The sequence below is a fragment of the Paenibacillus sp. J22P143 genome (assembly GCF_059692035.1).
Window position 1 is genome coordinate 91,207 of record NZ_JCAUAQ010000001.1, and the last position, 15,851, is coordinate 107,057.

Genomic DNA, 15,851 nt, shown 5'->3' on the forward strand with positions numbered 1-15,851 from the left:
CATTAGGAGTAATTGGATAAAAATTCCACTTCGAGTATCTCTCGGACTAATTCCGCAAAGCCTTCCCCTTCGACAACATAAACTGCATCCGCTGCTGCGTTTTGAGCTCACCACATAGACTTAAGAATGCTTCGCGCTCCAAATCCAGCATATATTGCTCCGTAACTAGCGTCCCTGCTGGTATATTGCCTCCAGCTAACACATGTGCGAGCTTATTCGCAATCAACTGATCATGGGAACTGATATAGCCTCCTTGACGCATGGTATATGCCCCAACCTGCATGACTGCTTTCCCGTTTTCACCCACAACGCGGATTTTCTCAATTGCTGGCGGCGTATAACCTGCCGCATCCATACGTAGCACCGCTTGCTTCGCTTCATAAATCCGATGATCCGAATTCACGACAACAGAATCCTGCGCTCGCATAAAGCCGAGACGTTTCGTATCATGGCCGCTTGTAGACACTTTGGCCATCGCGACAGTCTCGAATACGGCATTGATCCACGGCTGCAGATCGACTTCTGGGTCTCTTATTTGCTGACTCGCCAGCAAAGCCAACTCTTTACAGCCGCCTCCAGCAGGAATGAGACCTACACCTGTTTCAACGAGTCCGTAGTACGTTTCCGCTGAGAAAATCGTTTGATCCGCCGGCATGCAGGCTTCTACGCCACCACCGAGCGTCATTTTATGTGGAGCAGCGACTACAGGTTTATCCAGTCTTTTCAGCTTCAGCATGGCGTTCTGGAACAATCGAATGATGCCATCCACTTCATCCCACTCGCCATCCTGCGCTTCCATCAGCAACAGCATGAGATTGGCGCCAACGCAGAAGTTTTTGCCTTCATTGGCAACGACCAATCCGCGATAATTACTACGTACCACATCAACACTCTGCTGAATCATCGTGAGAATATCAGCACCGATCGCATTGTTCGGGGAGTTGAACTCCAGGCAAGCCACGTCATCGCCGATATCAATTAAACTCGCTCCGCTGTTCGAGCGAATGACTTTGTTTTGCTGTTTAAGCGCCGCTAGCGAAATGATCTCTGGTCTCTCCTCAAGCTCTTGTAGCTCTTCATTCCTAATCGCAAAGATGCGACCCTCTTTTCGCTCATAGAAGCTATCATGACCCGCAGCAATCCAAGCTTTTACCCACTCAGGCACAGTACTGCCCTCTGCCTCCATACGTTCCACGGAACGCTTCAAGCCAATCGCATCCCACGTCTCAAAAGGTCCCAACTCCCAGTTAAAGCCCCACTTGAGCGCATTATCAATGTCCACAATGTTGTTTGAAATTTCATTCCATGTCTCAGCCGCATAGAGGAGAACAGGCTTCAAAATGTTCCACGCCAGTTCCGAGTACCGATCCTTCGTACCCAACAATGCTTTAATCTTTGCGACTGTCCCCTTTGCCTGTTTAGAGGCTTCTAAGGAAGCTGAACTGATTTTACGACTAACCGTATATTCCATCGTCGTTAAATTCAATGCCTGAATTTCCTTGCTCTCAGCAGACTTCACTTTCTTATAGAAACCTTGACCTTGCTTCTCGCCGATCCACCCTTTGGCCACCATCTCCTTCAGGAGTACGGGTGGATCGAAAACATCCTTTTCAATCGGATCCGTTACCAAATCAAAGACATTGTTCGCCACATGTACGAAGGTATCGAGTCCAACGAGATCCAGTGTACGGAAGGTAGCGCTTTTCGGCCGCCCCATGGCAGGTCCTGTAACCGCATCTACCTCTTCAACCGTATACCCTTTGGCCAGCATTTCTCTTAACGTAATTAGCAGCCCGTAAGTACCAATCCGATTACTAATAAAATTAGGCGTATCCTTGGCCTGCACAACGCCTTTTCCAAGCTTTTTCTCACAAAAATCACTCATGAAGGTTATGATCGCTGGATCTGTCTGCTCACTCGGAATAATTTCCAATAATTTCATGTAGCGCGGTGGATTAAAGAAATGAGTCCCTAAGAAATTTTTCTTAAATTCATGTCCAGCATTTGCAACCATAGCATTAATCGAAATCCCCGATGTATTCGACGAAACGATGGTTCCAGGCTTCCAAACCTTTTCAATTCGTGCGATAAGCTCTTGCTTAGCTTGCAGATTTTCAATAATAACCTCAACGATCCAATCTACTCCACTCAGCTTCGCCCAATCGTCCTCGATATTCCCTGGCGTTATACGCGAGGCAAAAGCTTCGCTGTATAGAGGTGCAGGGTTTGTTTTCGCAAGCTTATCCAAGGCACTGACAGCATAACGATTCCGAACTTTAGGATGATCTAGCGTAAGACCCGCTGCTTCCTCTTGCGGCGTTAGCTGGTCTGGGACACGATCTAGCAATATAACAGGAATACCTACATTGGCTAAATGCGCAGCAATACCGGAACCCATTACACCCGAGCCGATTACCGCTGCCGTTCGAATAGTTGTCATGAGATCATCTCCTCAAAGTTTTTCGTTAGAAAAACTAACTTCGTAAGCATTACTTAAGTTTTCAACCAAATACCGATTGTGCCAGTATCTCCGCGATATCTCTCGCTTTCACCTGTTCCTCTACTTCCTTCAGCTTCGTGCCATCCTCCACCATCGTTAAGCAATATGGACACGCCGAGGAGATCACCGTTGGCTTGACACTCAGAAGCTGCTCCGTACGCGCCACATTCACGCGAGTACCCGCCGTTTCCTCCATCCACATCATGCCTCCGCCGGCTCCACAACACATACTGTTTTCGCGAGATCTTGCTTGTTCCACAAGTTCCACGCCAGGAATCGCCCGCAACACATTTCGGGGCTCCTCATACACCTCGTTATAACGACCCAAGTAACAGGAATCGTGGTACGTTATGCGCTCATTAACCTCATATCGCGGAGTCAAATGTCCCTCTTTTACCCACAGGTCCAGCAGTTCCGTATGATGAAAAACCTCGGCGGTTAAGCCAAATTCGGGATACTCTTTTTTGAACGTGTGGTACGTATGCGGGCATGTCGTGACGATTTTCTTAACCTTATACTTTTGAAAAGTAGCGATATTATCCGCACACAGCTGCTGGAACAGGAACTCATTCCCCATCCGACGCGGAGTGTCACCGGAATTTTTCTCCTCATTTCCTAATATGGCAAAAGAAATACCAGCCTCCTTCATTAATTTCACGAATGCATGCGTAATTTTGCGGCTGCGATTATCGTATGCGCCCATCGAACCCAAGAAGAACAAGTACTCGAAGGTTGGATTTTCTTTGACGGTTCGCACCTGAAGTGCATCATCAGGATCCACTTCCTTGACCCATTTCACCCGATCGTTACGTGAGATGCCCCAAGGGTTGCCTTGTCTCTCAATATTTTGAAGGGCTCGCTGACCGTCATGCGGCATACTCCCTTGCGTGAGCACTAAGTGCCTGCGCATATCAATGATTTTATCCACATGCTCGTTCGCGACTGGACACTGATCTTCACAGTTACGACAAGTCGTGCAAGCCCAAAGCTCTTCCTCGGTGATCACGCCTCCGATGAGTTCAACCTCCAGCGGGTTACCCTGCGATTCTGGCGCGAACACCATGGCAGGCACCCAAGGAGATCTCGAAGTTATGGCTGCCCCTTTCTCCGTCAAATGATCGCGCAGCTTCGTAATCAGATGCATCGGTGACAGCAGCTTGCCTGTCGTATTGGCGGGGCATACGCTCGTACAACGACCACATTCTACACAGGAGTAGAAGTCCAGCATCTGCTTTTTCGTAAAATCCTCAATCTTGCCAACACCGAATGACTCCGCTTCTTCATCCTCTAGATTCAATGAAGCCAGTTTACCTGTTGGCTCCGTGCGCCGAAGTAAGATATTGATCGGAGCGGTAATAATGTGAAAATGCTTGGACTGCGGCACATAAATGAGGAAAGAGAGCAGAATCAGCAGATGCATCCACCAGCCTGCATAGAATCCCACTGTTGCCGCTGAAGTTGACATTCCTTCAAATAAAGCAGCCCACACCGATGTCAGAGGGGCGAAGCCGGAAGCTGGTAGACCCTCTCGCACTCGTTCAAACCCTCCGCTTACGACAACGGATAACATCAAGAACATAATAAAAAACACAACAACGCTTGGCTTCCAGCCTCGTTTAAGTCGTTTAAGCTTTTCGATATACCGGCGATAGGTCGCGTAGCCCATGGCAAGTACGATCAACCCAACCGTCACTTCTTGCATGAAGGTAAAGTAGTCATATCCAGGGACAGGTAACCCTCGGTCAATTAATCCTTTTAAAATAAGGTCCAAGGCGCCTAGTTGTAGAATAATGAAGCCATAAAAAATCACGATATGCATAATGCCGCTCTTTTTATCCTTCAATAACTTCGTCTGGCCAAACACTTGAACCGCAAATCCCTTGAGCCTTAAGCTAGCTTCCTTCTTCAGATCCACCGATTTCCCAAGCTGGATATATAAGTAACGATGATATACAACCCTACCGAATCCGTAGAGCGCCAAACCCGTAACCGCCAGAAAAAGGAGAAACTGAATCAGCGTACCGGTCATGGAGGACCCTCCTTTGTATTTCATTATTGTTAACGCTTACATTCGTGAATCACAAAAAAGCAAATTTCATTAATCCCTTTTTAAAAAGAGTAGAAACATGCTTCATTGTGAAGAGTAAGCCGACAAACCTCCCTACTTGCTGTTAAGCGGAATAAGTCGTTGACAAGGCGTACTGCGTATTTTATGATGAAATTACAAAAATGAATGAGTATTCATTCACTAATAACTGTATTCTAACACCGAGGTGATCCCCTTGACAAGTGGCAAAAAACCAGACAAGTATTATGCGATTCTCGAAGGCGCGATGAAGGTATTTGCGGAAAACGGGTTTCATAAATCCCAAGTTTCTCGTATTGCCAAAGAAGCCGGCGTTGCAGATGGCACTATTTATCTCTACTTCAAGAAGAAGGAGGATATCTTAACTTGTCTTTTTCAAGAGAAATTAGGCGAGCTCGTTGAGAAGTTCAATCGTGCAGTTGATGAAAGCGTCAGCCCGAAGGATGCGCTGCGCAAGATCTGTGAAATCCATTTTGGCGAGTTGGAAAATAACATTCATATGGCCTATCTCACACAAATTGAGCTTCGCCAGAGTGATTTGGAGCTTCGCAAGGAGATTGGCCTTGCTCTCAAGAGATATATTATCCTCATTGAAAATATATTAGAAAAAGGGAAGATTGACGGCAGCTTCCGTCCCGATCTGGATGTGAAGCTAGTGAGACTTCTTATTTTCGGAGGCATGGATGAAGTCGTTACATCTTGGCTGATTTCCGGCCAGAAATATTCATTAACGGCTCAGGTTGTTCCTACACTTGATTTTTTCTTGAGAGGCATTGAATCGTGAAGATGGCTTCAACGACCACCAGTTAAAGTTCTTAATTCATGTATATTCAGGAGGGAGCCCCACTATGGACATTTTTGTATTATTGAAGCAAACGTTTGATACAGAGGAGAAAATCGTCTTGCAGGATGGCGTCGTTCAAGAGGATGGCGTGAAGTTCGTGATTAACCCTTACGATGAATATGCGGTTGAGCAAGCCATTCGGCTTCGCGATGAACATGGTGGTAAAGTGACCCTTCTTTCTATCGGTCCAGATCGTACCGCGGAAGCCCTTCGAACTGCACTCGCGATGGGGGCAGATGAAGCCGTACTGATCACCGATGACCGAATTTTGGGGGATGAGTTTGAAATCGCTGAAATTTTGGCTCAGTATTTGCGTGTCCAATCTGTGGATCTCGTGTTAGCCGGGAACTTCTCGGTCGATAATGGGGCAGGTCAAGTTGCGATTCGACTAGCCTCTCTCCTCGGCTTGCCACATGTAGCTTCGATTACAAAACTGGATATTGCTGGCGCGCAAGCCGTCGTTCATCGCGATGCCGAAGGCGATATCGAAGTGATCGAGGTCCCGCTCCCTGCTCTTTTTACAGCTCAACAAGGCTTAAATGAGCCTAGATATCCATCACTTCCTGGCATTATGAAGGCGAAGAAAAAACCATTTCAACGCTTAGCCCTTGATGATATTCCAGGCGCAGATGTCATTATTGCCAAAACGACTCGACTCGCTTTATCCCTCCCGCCCGAGCGTCAGGCTGGTCGCATCCTTAAAGGCGAGCTTGCTAGTCAAGTGACTGAACTCGTTCAAGCACTACGAAACGAATCCAAAGTAATCTAACATTACCCCGAAGTAATACTATTTTAGGGAGGTTACATCGATGGCTAAACAATTTCTCGTAGTGGCAGAGGCTCGCAGTGGCAAGCTTCGTCAAGTTTCCTTTGAAGCATTACGTTCCGCACAGCTTTCTGCTGCCGATGGTGATACACTTTCTGCTGTCTTGATCGGAGGTGCTGGCACAAAAGAGTTGGCTGGCGAGCTGGCCGCTTATGGCGCAGAAGTGATCTATGTTGTTGAGGACCCTCAGCTTGAGAGCTATAGCTCAGAGGCGTTTTTGAGTGCGTTGTTGGCTGTGACTGCTGTTGCAGGACCACAGGCACTGTATTTCGGCCACACGGCTATGGGCCGAGATCTTGCCCCATTGGCTGCGGCTTCGCTCGCCGCAGGCCAAATCTCCGACGTTACCGCCATCGAGCGCAGCGGCGATAGCGTGCTGTTCACGCGACCGCTTTACGCAGGCAAAGCGGTCGAGAAGAAAGCGTTCACCGACCCTGTCGCGCCATGGGTCGTCACGGTAAGACCGAATAACATCGCGGCCGCAGAGCCTGACGCTTCGCGTCAAGCACAGCTCATCGATGTTGCCTACCCCGCCCCCTCCCTGCGCAGCATCATCCGGGAGGTCGTGAAAAAGACGTCCGGCACGATCGACTTGGCTGAAGCCAAGATCGTCGTCTCCGGTGGACGGGGCGTGCGGAGCGCCGATGGCTTCCAGCCGCTCGAAGAGCTGGCTGCCGTCTTAGGCGGCGCGGTTGGGGCTTCCCGCGGAGCCTGCGACGCGGGGTACTGCGAATACGCGATGCAGATCGGCCAGACCGGCAAGGTCGTGACGCCGGAAATTTACATCGCGTGCGGCATTAGCGGCGCCATTCAGCATCTGGCGGGGATGAGCTCTTCGCGCGTCATCATCGCCATTAACAAGGATGCGGAGGCGCCGATCTTTAAAGTCGCCGACTACGGCATCGTCGGCGATCTGTTCGAGGTCGTGCCGCTGCTGACCGAGGAGTTTAGGAAGCTGCTGGCGTAAAACAGCAGCAGCAACGAGCCCCCTTTGCGCTGCGCGAAGGGGGCTTGTTTTAAGTATTATTTTCTCTTCCTTCGCCGAACAAAGAAAATCATCGTTCCAATTACAGCAATTCCAATTATTGCAACCCAGACATAGGGATGCAACCGATTCAGATCACCTTCAAGATGAACTTGTTTCGTTGGAATTTTGCCCTCACCTAATACCCCTAGATCCGCTTGTGCTTGATCTAAAACAACCGTCCGATCGCAAATGATAGTGACAAGTAACTCTTTGTCTCCATACATGGTAGAAGGACGAGCATATACCAAATATTCCTTACCTTCTTCAAAATTAAATCCACAATCCCCGCCACCGCTTCCCGTGTAAATAATGATTTGAGATTCAGGACCGCCTTTCCATATGCGGCTTACTTCGAACAGCGCTGCTTTCGTCAATCTTCCGTTTAAGGATCTTTGCTCCTTCACTTCAAGGGCACGACCAGCAAAAACGGCTTCCGAACCACTAAATTGCGCTTCGACAGTTTGGGGGCGAGCACATGAACAAGCATACGCAGTCGAAGAAGTGAAGATCGTCATGAAACTTAAACCTAGAACAGTCATCAGGATCAAACTTATTACTCTTCTCACCGCAACTCCCCCTTCTAACTCCGCCAACTTTATCTACTCACACAAACCATAAACGTGTCAGAGTTCCCAAATGTTTCAAGCCCTTCCCTGGTTCAATTCAACTGGGTCACCGCACGAGCATTTAGCACCAAAAGGCTTGCAACCAGCAAGCAGCAATATCATAATTAGGATAGATATTTTGATTACGTTCTTTTTTGTTTTATCCATTGTACATACACCATCTCCATATTAATCTATTGATTCCATTCAGTCATCGTGATCGCTTTCATTTCTTTTTCCAACTCTGGACCTAGATATGCTCCTTGACTGAACACCTCACTTCCAGCCATATACTTAGTCCTTACTGATGTTCCATCCTGTAAAATGAATTCCATAAAATATTGATAAGTGGTTTTAGGAACACCGCGTTTATAGATTTCTTCGAGGCCAATTCGTTCACGCTTCAGGAACAAATTCGTTATTGTTTCTATTTTGGCAGGATCGATCGTACGGATGTCCTGATCATGCGTATCGCGGGAGATTATGATTTTAGCCACTTTGCCCTTGATATCATACAGGTCTTCGATGGTTTTAGCTTTGTGGTTTATTGAAACTTCATAGATTCCCCCCCCTGCCATCACACGAAAATTCTCTGAATATCCCTGGATCTCATAAATTTCCGTTCCTTCTTGTAAAAATGCAGCATCACCATTCTTCGTCTGATAGTCGGTACATGTTACATTATCAGCTACTCGGTGTTGAACCTCACCCAGCTTCTTCCCCTTAAGCATCGGCTGATTGCCGATCTCCTGTTTGGCTCCATATGAAATATCATTGATCATTACAAAATCAACCCAATCGATAACCCCCCCACAATTTGAACTAAGTCGCATCAGTTTCTTCACTCTTTCAATCGGGCTACAGCTAGTTAGCATCATTATTAAGACCACAATTAGTAACTTTCTCAAGTTTAATTCCTACTTTCAACTCATTTCTCATATCAAAAATAAGACGCTGAGCGCAACATAAAAGTTTCACAATGTACTATCATGTAAATCTTGAACTTCACCCCACCTTCCCCTATACTGTTTCTACCTATAACTCATTCTTTTCATTTAAGGAGCAACCCCTGATGCCATTATTACCAAGAGAAGTCGTCCAACAGTTCTTCCAGGTAGTTCGTTCTGGACAGCAACCCGAAGCAGCCCATGACTACATGGCCGAACAGGTGCTAGCTCATCAAATGACGGCTGAAAATGAAACGACTGTTCATCGTACTCCAGCGAATTACGCTGATCATGTACGAGAGATGCTCGCCTCGTACGGCTCATTTCAATTAGAAGTTCAGGATCTCCTCGCTCAAGAGGATCGTGTCTATGTGAGGTGGAAGCAGACCGGCACGCATATCGGTGATGTCGATGGCTACCCGCCTACGGGCAAAACGATCATTGAAATTGCCAGTGCTGTTTATCGCGTAGAGAATGAACGAATCGTAGAATACTGGATCCAAATCGACCGCGAAGGCATTCGTGCTCAACTTGTTCGAAACGCTTAGTTATGCGCAAAAAAAGCTGCTCCGAACCAGCCTTTTACGGCCTATCGGAACAGCTTTTTCACCAACACCTACTTCTATTTCCCAATCCAACTATCCAACCTAGCAACAATATCCCCCATAACCTCATCGCGGTTAATTTCATTCAACATCTCATGTCTGCCACCTGGATACAGCTTATAGCTGATATCTTGAATCCCAAGCTTTTCGTATTCATGAATTAGTCTGCGCACACCTTTACCTTGTCCGCCTACAGGATCTTCCTCACCTGAAAAAATATAGATAGGAACATTCTTCTGAATGCGATTCAAATGCTGGGGTTGATGAATTTCTTTCAGACCCTTAAAGAAATCTCTAAAGTACCCTGAAGTAAAGACGCCGCCACAATATGGATCCTCTAAATAAGCATCTACTTCTTGTTCATCTCGACTCAACCAATCAAACGCCGTGCGATTCGGCTTAAATCGAGCGTTAAAGTTCCCGAAAGACAGCGCAGTCAACATCAAGCTTCTAAAATGATCCCCTCGAAATGCGGCTTCCATTGTCGCAATCGCAATCCCGGCATGAAGCGCAGCACCTTCTTTCCCGTTCGAGCCAGACAATATAATTCCTTGCACATGCTCAGGATTCCGTTCCATATGAGAAACCATATAATACTGTGTTAAAAATGACCCCATACTATGACCCAGCATGAATAACGGCAGCTTATCTCGCTCTTTATCTCGTATATTGAACTGGATGTTATCCACACATCGCGAACGAATTTGTATCGTAATTTGACCCATTACGTCAGCCATCGCATGGAAGCTATTCTTGCCAAATTTGCCCACAGCGTCAAGTGAACCTGCGGTTCGTCCATGTCCCAAATGATCATTTGCATAGACCGCGTACCCATTCTTCGTTAATACTTCAGCTAATCGTTCATATCTGGCAGCTGTTTCTGCCATACCATGGGCAATTTGCACAATGCCCTTCAATTCCATGTCTTCCGAAGGAAGCCACTCGTACACATAGTGATTGATTCCCTGCGTATCTTCCAAAATAAAGTGCCCTTTACGCATAAGACTCCCCTTCCAGATCCCGCTTCTATTCCTCTATAGTATACGTCTTCTGACGCATGAAAACAGCCCCCATTCCTAATGAATGAGGGCCAAAGTATAAGTGCAATAAGAAAACTAAACTTTACTTTTTTGTTTATTTGATTTCACGGCTTGTAAAGTTGCTTGAGCTTGCGGGATGGCCGTTGTTTCAAATCTTTTTCTTTCTGTCTTATCAATCTGTGTAATCTTGCCGTCGTGGACAACAATTTGCACTGAACCATACTCTAACCCATCCAAAATTTGCTTAATTCGCTCTACCCAAACTTCATCTAGTTCCAGTGGTTTCGCCATCGAAAATGCCTCCAAGTCATTTTAAATTGTCCAATCATTCCACTCTTTGTTTCGTTTATATGAAAAATTGAGCCAATCTCCCGTTTTCTCCAGCAATTCAGTTGTTGAAGGTGTCGTCGAGTACGTATGATTTGCTTGATATACGAGCTCTAGGTCACATTGCCCTTCTTTACGCAGCCAGAACATCTTCTGATATAAAGGCGCATAATCGACAGGTATTGTTTCATCAGCAGTACCATGAACGACAAACACATCGCCAGTAAATTTACGTAATTGCTCAAACGGTTGATGCTGTGATAACGATTCGAAGAATCGACTTGTTAGTTTATATCCATGATGATCGATCGTGCCACCTTGTGGCAGTTTCTCGTATTCGTTTTTGCCGACGATTCGCATAATATCGTTGTGAGGATGCGCAACAGCTGACCAAAGTACAAGTGTTTTCACGCGATGATCCTTAGCTGCAGTCAGGACTGCCGCGGCTCCACCTAAACTATGTCCAAGCAGGATAACTCGACTCATATCCACACAATCAATGGAAACACCATAATCAATAACTCGACGGGTCTGCTCAATGAGGAAATCTAACCCACCTGCACCATAATCACCCGTACTTTCACCACAACCGCCATAATCAAAACGAAGAACAAAATAACCTTGCGCGCTAAAAAAACGAGCCGCCTTAACAAAAAGCCGGTCAACCCCGATTCGACTCCCAATAAATCCGTGACAAATGATGATTAAGGGCCAACGCTGACAATCGGCTTGAACCGCGGCGGGTTGCTGTGTAGGATAATGTAACGTTGCGGCTAACTCGATATCGTCGCTTTGAATCGTGATGGCATGCTCCATGCTGGTAACTCCCTTTCATTACTCATATTATTCTTATGAATTTACTCGGAATTAGAATATAAACTCATCTTAGCATGGCAAAATAATGGTGTCAATGAACAATTCACATAATTATCCAAGCATTTTTTGTAAACATCCAGTTCTGTCGCACCTCTCATAAAGGGCAAATTCTAGATTCATTTTTCTTTTCTACTATATGCAAATATATGCAAAGATAAATTCTTGACATCACATATTATTTCCCAAATTACATATTGACAGAATAATCCTGTCGCTGTTATAGTCATTTTAATAAAACCAAGTAAGTTGGTATGTTTTATGAGGATAGGTGGTGTTCCATGCGTAACAAGGTTTTTAAAGCGACGGTTCGATCCGTGCTTATAGGCTACTTAATTGTGTTTCTTCTTATCCCCATTGCCTCCATCTATGTCAAAGGATTTTCGTTAGGATGGGAGCCTTTTTGGAAAGAAGTCACAGGACCTTTAGCATGGAAGTCAATTGTATTAACAGTAAAGTTAAGCATTATCGCTACGGTGATCCAAGCAGTGGTAGGAACGATCATTGCATACGTTCTTGTCCGATATCGATTCCGAGGACAGAGCATTCTGGGCAGTATGGTTGATCTGCCCTTCTCACTACCAACATCCGTCGCAGGCTTAATGTTTCTCACCCTACTAGGACCACAAAGTCCATTAGGAGCTTGGCTTGACTCTGTGGGAATTAAGCTGCTTTATAATCAAACCGCCATTGTGATCGGACTCGTCTTCGTCACCTTTCCATTCGTTGTTCGAACGGTTCAACCCTTATTGGAGCAGATCGATCCAGCGGAAGAACAAGCGAGTTTCACACTAGGTGCCAATAGGTTCTATACCTTTTACCGCATCGTATTACCAGCACTTTTACCCGGTACGATTGCCGGCAGTATGCTCGCTTTCTCCCGATCACTTGCAGAATTCGGTGCCATCTCCCTTATCTCCGGTAACTTACCTGGAAAAACGATGGTCGCCTCGGTCTATATATATGGTGAAACACAAAACTACAATCCAGAAGGCGCAGCTGCCATCTCACTTGTCCTCCTGACACTCTCCGTCCTGATTTTATGGGGAATCCATGTATGGACTCACGGAAAGGGGCGGCTAGCATGAGAAGACTATTAATCGGCATTTCTTTTTCGGTTATATTCCTACTAATTATATTGCCTTTCTTGGGAATTACCTTCGGAGCGTTTGAAGAGGGTCCCCGTGCCTTCCTAGATGCACTTGTTCGTCCTGAAGCCTTACATGCAATGAAGATATCACTAATCATCGTCACGATCGTTACTGTTCTTAATGCCATTATCGGTATTTATATTTCTTTAGAAATTGTAAGAGGCTCTTGGATTTCCCGCCATCTGAAACCGATCATCAATGCCCTGATCGATCTCCCATTTGCGGTATCACCTGTCATTGTAGGTTTAATGGTTATCTTGATTTTCGGACCCAACACAGCGCTTGGCGCTTTCCTCGAAGACCATAACATGAAAATTGTTTATGCGATTCCGGGGATGGTTATTGCTACCATGTTTATCACATTCCCTTTAATGGTTCGTGAAGTAGTTCCATTACTTGAAGAAATCGGAACACAGTCCGAAGAAGCATCCGCAACCTTAGGAGCGGGACCATGGCGCACTTTCTTCCAGGTCACATGGCCGAGTATTCGTTGGGGCGTCGTATATGGGTTAATTTTGACCATTGCTCGGTCGCTCGGTGAATTCGGATCTATCCTAGTTGTATCCGGCAATATCATCAATCAAACACAAACAGCAACTACACTCGTCTATCAAGACGCTGAACAGTTCCAGCTTGTAGCAGCCAATAGCGTTGCTTTCGTATTAGGTCTTATATCCATCACGATTTTGTTAGCGTTAGAGTGGTTAAAGCGAAGAAGTGAAGCAACGAGAAACCATGGAGGAGGATCCCCACATGCACATTGAAGTGACTAACCTAAATAAACATTACGGTGAATTTCATGCGATCAAAGACGTAAATTTTAAAATACAAGAAGGGCATCTTGTCGGATTGATTGGACCCAGTGGCGGTGGCAAAACCTCCATCCTTCGGATGCTATCTGGACTCGAATCCCCGACTGGCGGCGACATTTATTTCGATGGTAAGCTAGCCACTCACCTCCCTGTGCAAGAAAGAGGCATTGGATTCGTCTTTCAAAGCTATGCCCTCTTCAAGCATATGACGGTGTTTGACAACGTTGCTTATGGATTAAAGGTGCTTAAGAAATCGAAGGCCGAGATTCAGGATCGCGTTTCTTATTTGTTGAACTTAATGGGACTCGCAGGACATGAGCGGAAATATCCGCATCAATTATCAGGCGGGCAACGCCAACGTGTTGCCTTTGCCAGAGCATTAGCGCCTGAACCGCGACTGCTTCTACTCGATGAGCCTTTCGCGGCGATCGATGCCAAAATCCGCAAAGAGCTTCGCGTCTGGCTGCGAAATCTCATCAGTGAATTCAAAGTAACGACTCTTTTTGTTACGCATGATCAGGATGAGGCGATCGAGGTCGCCGATGAGATCATTTTGGTCCAAGGCGGAAAAATCGAACAGCAAGGAAGTCCTTGGGAGATTTATACGAAGCCTGCATCCTCATTCGCAGCATCCTTCATTGGTGAATCTAACGTGCTTCCCTCTTATTCGCCGCTTGTCGGATTCCCTACGCTTGCTGATCTTCAACAAGATGGCAAATGGCTTCCTGATGTGAATGTGCTCATACGCCCTGAGAATATCGAAGTTCGACCGTCTAACGTTGGCCATTTGGCTACCGCCGGTGAAAAAGGCAAGGTTACGCATGTTCACTTCCGCGGGGATTCTTGGTATTTGGAAATGAATACTGGTCAATTCAAGCTTTTCGCCTATCAACCTGTGAAAGATCGCATTTACCAAGTTGGCGATGAAGTTAACATCCTTATCCACCAGATTTCAGTATTTACCCAATCAGGCACAACCTGGATTGATAATCAGGCCAAACAAGACCCACAGCCTGTTTTCATATGATTTTTGGAAAAATAAGCTTTAGAAAAGAAGGGGAGTTGTTAACCATGAAAAATTTCAAAACGCTTGGCCTTGTTACTGCAGCTTTATTCACAGCAAGTATTGCACTGACAGCTTGCGGATCCGGCACGACGAAAACGGCTAGTACAAGTGCACCTACTGCCGCAGCGACAACAGCTGCTGCTAGTGCGACACCGAAAGCTGAAGGCGGTAAAGTTACGATTACAATCGGTGCTTATTCCATTTTGAAAGAATCCTTTGATGTTATCCTACCTAAATTTAAAGAAGACTATAAAAAGAAAACCGGTACAACGGTAGAATTCCAAGAATCTTACGTGGCATCCGGCTCACAAGCTACAGCCATCATTCAAGGGTTCGAAGCAGACATCGCTCCTCTCTCTCTTGAAGGCGATATTCAAAAAATCGTGGAAAAAGGCTTAATCACACACGACTGGAAAAATAACAAATACAAAGGTTTCGTAACTACCTCCATTGCAGCTATTGGAGTACGTGAAGGGAATCCAAAAGGCATTAAAGACTGGTCCGATCTGACTAAGCCAGGTGTTGAAGTTCTCATTCCTAACCCAAGTACTTCAGGTGGAGCAAAATGGGATATCAATGCGGTCTACGGTGCTGGTCTCAAAATTTCCGAAGCTGCTGGTAAGCAAGATCCTGCAGTAGCGAAAGATCTTGTAGCTAAAATCTACAAAAACATCAAAGTCCTAGATAAGAGCGGCGCTGATTCCCTAGCTACCTTCGATAAAGGTGTTGGCGATGCGATCATCACTTATGAGAATGAGCTTGTTGCTCGTATTCAATCCGGCAAGAAATATGTAGAAGTAATTCCACAATACACAACGTCCATTGAGAATCCAGTTGCTATTATTGATAAAAATGTTGATAAGCATGGCAATCGTATAGCTGTTCAAGCGTTCTATGACTACCTCTTCGCTGCTGATGCACAGAAAGTATTTGCTGATAAAGGCTTCCGCTCTGTGCTTCCTGAAGTCGCTAAACAATATGAGAAAAACTATACAACACCTGCTGGCCTCTTCAATATCGAATACCTTGGCGGTTGGGATAAAGTGAACAAAGAGCTTTACGGTAAAGGCGCAATTTGGGAAACCATCCTTGCCGAAGGCGGAGCTAAGTAACTAAGATTGGACGAATACCCCTCAGAGCAC

General features: G+C 45.9%; 15 protein-coding genes. 8 read left to right on the top strand and 7 right to left on the bottom strand.

Going from position 1 to position 15,851, the window contains the following annotated elements:
• Window positions 1–46: 46 nt before the first annotated feature.
• Both AC58PQ_RS00510 and AC58PQ_RS00515 read right to left on the bottom strand, forming a co-directional pair.
• A complete protein-coding gene (locus AC58PQ_RS00510; RefSeq protein ID WP_497240052.1) occupies window positions 47–2,440 on the bottom strand; it encodes a 3-hydroxyacyl-CoA dehydrogenase/enoyl-CoA hydratase family protein in 2,394 nt (797 codons plus the stop codon).
• 61 nt (window positions 2,441–2,501) lie between these two features.
• Window positions 2,502–4,529 carry a (Fe-S)-binding protein gene (locus AC58PQ_RS00515; protein WP_497240053.1) on the bottom strand — a complete coding sequence of 676 codons (2,028 nt, stop codon included), beginning with the start codon at window positions 4,527–4,529 and terminating at the stop codon, window positions 2,502–2,504.
• Between the two features lie 253 nt (window positions 4,530–4,782).
• Here AC58PQ_RS00515 and fadR point away from each other — a divergent pair, with 253 nt between their 5' ends.
• The 3 genes from fadR to AC58PQ_RS00530 all read left to right on the top strand — a co-directional run bounded on the left by fadR (window position 4,783) and on the right by AC58PQ_RS00530 (window position 7,223).
• A complete protein-coding gene (gene fadR, locus AC58PQ_RS00520) occupies window positions 4,783–5,370 on the top strand; it encodes a fatty acid metabolism transcriptional regulator FadR (protein WP_497240054.1) in 588 nt (195 codons plus the stop codon).
• A gap of 64 nt (window positions 5,371–5,434) precedes the next feature.
• Window positions 5,435–6,199 (top strand): electron transfer flavoprotein subunit beta/FixA family protein, encoded by a 765-nt coding sequence (locus tag AC58PQ_RS00525; protein ID WP_497240055.1) that lies wholly within the window; start codon window positions 5,435–5,437, stop codon window positions 6,197–6,199.
• A 40-nt stretch (window positions 6,200–6,239) separates the two neighbouring features.
• Window positions 6,240–7,223 (top strand): electron transfer flavoprotein subunit alpha/FixB family protein, encoded by a 984-nt coding sequence (locus AC58PQ_RS00530; protein WP_497240056.1) that lies wholly within the window; start codon window positions 6,240–6,242, stop codon window positions 7,221–7,223.
• Between the two features lie 56 nt (window positions 7,224–7,279).
• Here the strand turns inward: AC58PQ_RS00530 and AC58PQ_RS00535 are convergent, their stop codons facing one another.
• Both AC58PQ_RS00535 and AC58PQ_RS00540 read right to left on the bottom strand, forming a co-directional pair.
• Window positions 7,280–7,849: a hypothetical protein gene (locus AC58PQ_RS00535; protein WP_497240057.1), complete on the bottom strand. Its 570-nt coding sequence runs from the start codon at window positions 7,847–7,849 to the stop codon at window positions 7,280–7,282.
• Between the two features lie 233 nt (window positions 7,850–8,082).
• Window positions 8,083–8,796, bottom strand: a complete 714-nt coding sequence (locus tag AC58PQ_RS00540) for a hypothetical protein (RefSeq protein WP_497240058.1) — start codon at window positions 8,794–8,796, stop codon at window positions 8,083–8,085.
• Between the two features lie 164 nt (window positions 8,797–8,960).
• Here AC58PQ_RS00540 and AC58PQ_RS00545 point away from each other — a divergent pair, with 164 nt between their 5' ends.
• Complete coding sequence (locus AC58PQ_RS00545) at window positions 8,961–9,383, top strand: ester cyclase (RefSeq protein WP_497240059.1); 423 nt, start codon at window positions 8,961–8,963, stop codon at window positions 9,381–9,383.
• Window positions 9,384–9,457: 74 nt separating this feature from the next.
• Here AC58PQ_RS00545 and AC58PQ_RS00550 read toward each other — a convergent pair whose 3' ends face one another.
• The 3 genes from AC58PQ_RS00550 to AC58PQ_RS00560 form a co-directional block, all read right to left on the bottom strand.
• On the bottom strand, window positions 9,458–10,441 hold the full coding sequence (locus AC58PQ_RS00550) for an alpha/beta fold hydrolase (protein ID WP_497240060.1): 984 nt from the start codon (window positions 10,439–10,441) through the stop codon (window positions 9,458–9,460).
• Window positions 10,442–10,555: 114 nt separating this feature from the next.
• Complete coding sequence (locus tag AC58PQ_RS00555) at window positions 10,556–10,771, bottom strand: YezD family protein (protein WP_497240061.1); 216 nt, start codon at window positions 10,769–10,771, stop codon at window positions 10,556–10,558.
• Window positions 10,772–10,792: 21 nt separating this feature from the next.
• Window positions 10,793–11,623: an alpha/beta hydrolase family protein gene (locus AC58PQ_RS00560; RefSeq protein ID WP_497240062.1), complete on the bottom strand. Its 831-nt coding sequence runs from the start codon at window positions 11,621–11,623 to the stop codon at window positions 10,793–10,795.
• Window positions 11,624–11,961: 338 nt separating this feature from the next.
• Between AC58PQ_RS00560 and cysT the strand changes: the two genes are divergently transcribed.
• The 4 genes from cysT to AC58PQ_RS00580 are packed head-to-tail and all read left to right on the top strand — an operon-like array spanning window position 11,962 to window position 15,821.
• Complete coding sequence (gene cysT / locus AC58PQ_RS00565; protein WP_497240063.1) at window positions 11,962–12,768, top strand: sulfate ABC transporter permease subunit CysT; 807 nt, start codon at window positions 11,962–11,964, stop codon at window positions 12,766–12,768.
• Window positions 12,765–13,595 carry a sulfate ABC transporter permease gene (locus tag AC58PQ_RS00570; protein WP_497240064.1) on the top strand — a complete coding sequence of 277 codons (831 nt, stop codon included), beginning with the start codon at window positions 12,765–12,767 and terminating at the stop codon, window positions 13,593–13,595. Before cysT ends, AC58PQ_RS00570 begins: the two co-directional genes overlap by 4 nt.
• Window positions 13,585–14,670, top strand: coding sequence for an ABC transporter ATP-binding protein (locus AC58PQ_RS00575; RefSeq protein ID WP_497240065.1), 1,086 nt, complete (start codon window positions 13,585–13,587; stop codon window positions 14,668–14,670). Before AC58PQ_RS00570 ends, AC58PQ_RS00575 begins: the two co-directional genes overlap by 11 nt.
• Before the next feature lie 44 nt (window positions 14,671–14,714).
• Window positions 14,715–15,821, top strand: coding sequence for a sulfate ABC transporter substrate-binding protein (locus AC58PQ_RS00580; RefSeq protein WP_497240066.1), 1,107 nt, complete (start codon window positions 14,715–14,717; stop codon window positions 15,819–15,821).
• Window positions 15,822–15,851: the final 30 nt, after the last annotated feature.

What these genes read in the sequence shown, in the direction of transcription:
- AC58PQ_RS00545 (WP_497240059.1), top strand. Translation starts at nt 8,961, where the DNA reads ATGCCATTATTACCAAGAGAAGTCGTCCAACAGTTCTTCCAGGTAGTT.
- cysT (WP_497240063.1), top strand. Translation starts at nt 11,962, where the DNA reads ATGCGTAACAAGGTTTTTAAAGCGACGGTTCGATCCGTGCTTATAGGC.
- AC58PQ_RS00550 (WP_497240060.1), bottom strand. Translation starts at nt 10,441, where the DNA reads ATGCGTAAAGGGCACTTTATTTTGGAAGATACGCAGGGAATCAATCAC.
- AC58PQ_RS00515 (WP_497240053.1), bottom strand. Translation starts at nt 4,529, where the DNA reads ATGACCGGTACGCTGATTCAGTTTCTCCTTTTTCTGGCGGTTACGGGT.
- AC58PQ_RS00525 (WP_497240055.1), top strand. Translation starts at nt 5,435, where the DNA reads ATGGACATTTTTGTATTATTGAAGCAAACGTTTGATACAGAGGAGAAA.
- AC58PQ_RS00580 (WP_497240066.1), top strand. Translation starts at nt 14,715, where the DNA reads ATGAAAAATTTCAAAACGCTTGGCCTTGTTACTGCAGCTTTATTCACA.
- AC58PQ_RS00575 (WP_497240065.1), top strand. Translation starts at nt 13,585, where the DNA reads ATGCACATTGAAGTGACTAACCTAAATAAACATTACGGTGAATTTCAT.
- AC58PQ_RS00530 (WP_497240056.1), top strand. Translation starts at nt 6,240, where the DNA reads ATGGCTAAACAATTTCTCGTAGTGGCAGAGGCTCGCAGTGGCAAGCTT.
- AC58PQ_RS00560 (WP_497240062.1), bottom strand. Translation starts at nt 11,623, where the DNA reads ATGGAGCATGCCATCACGATTCAAAGCGACGATATCGAGTTAGCCGCA.
- AC58PQ_RS00555 (WP_497240061.1), bottom strand. Translation starts at nt 10,771, where the DNA reads ATGGCGAAACCACTGGAACTAGATGAAGTTTGGGTAGAGCGAATTAAG.
- AC58PQ_RS00510 (WP_497240052.1), bottom strand. Translation starts at nt 2,440, where the DNA reads ATGACAACTATTCGAACGGCAGCGGTAATCGGCTCGGGTGTAATGGGT.
- AC58PQ_RS00570 (WP_497240064.1), top strand. Translation starts at nt 12,765, where the DNA reads ATGAGAAGACTATTAATCGGCATTTCTTTTTCGGTTATATTCCTACTA.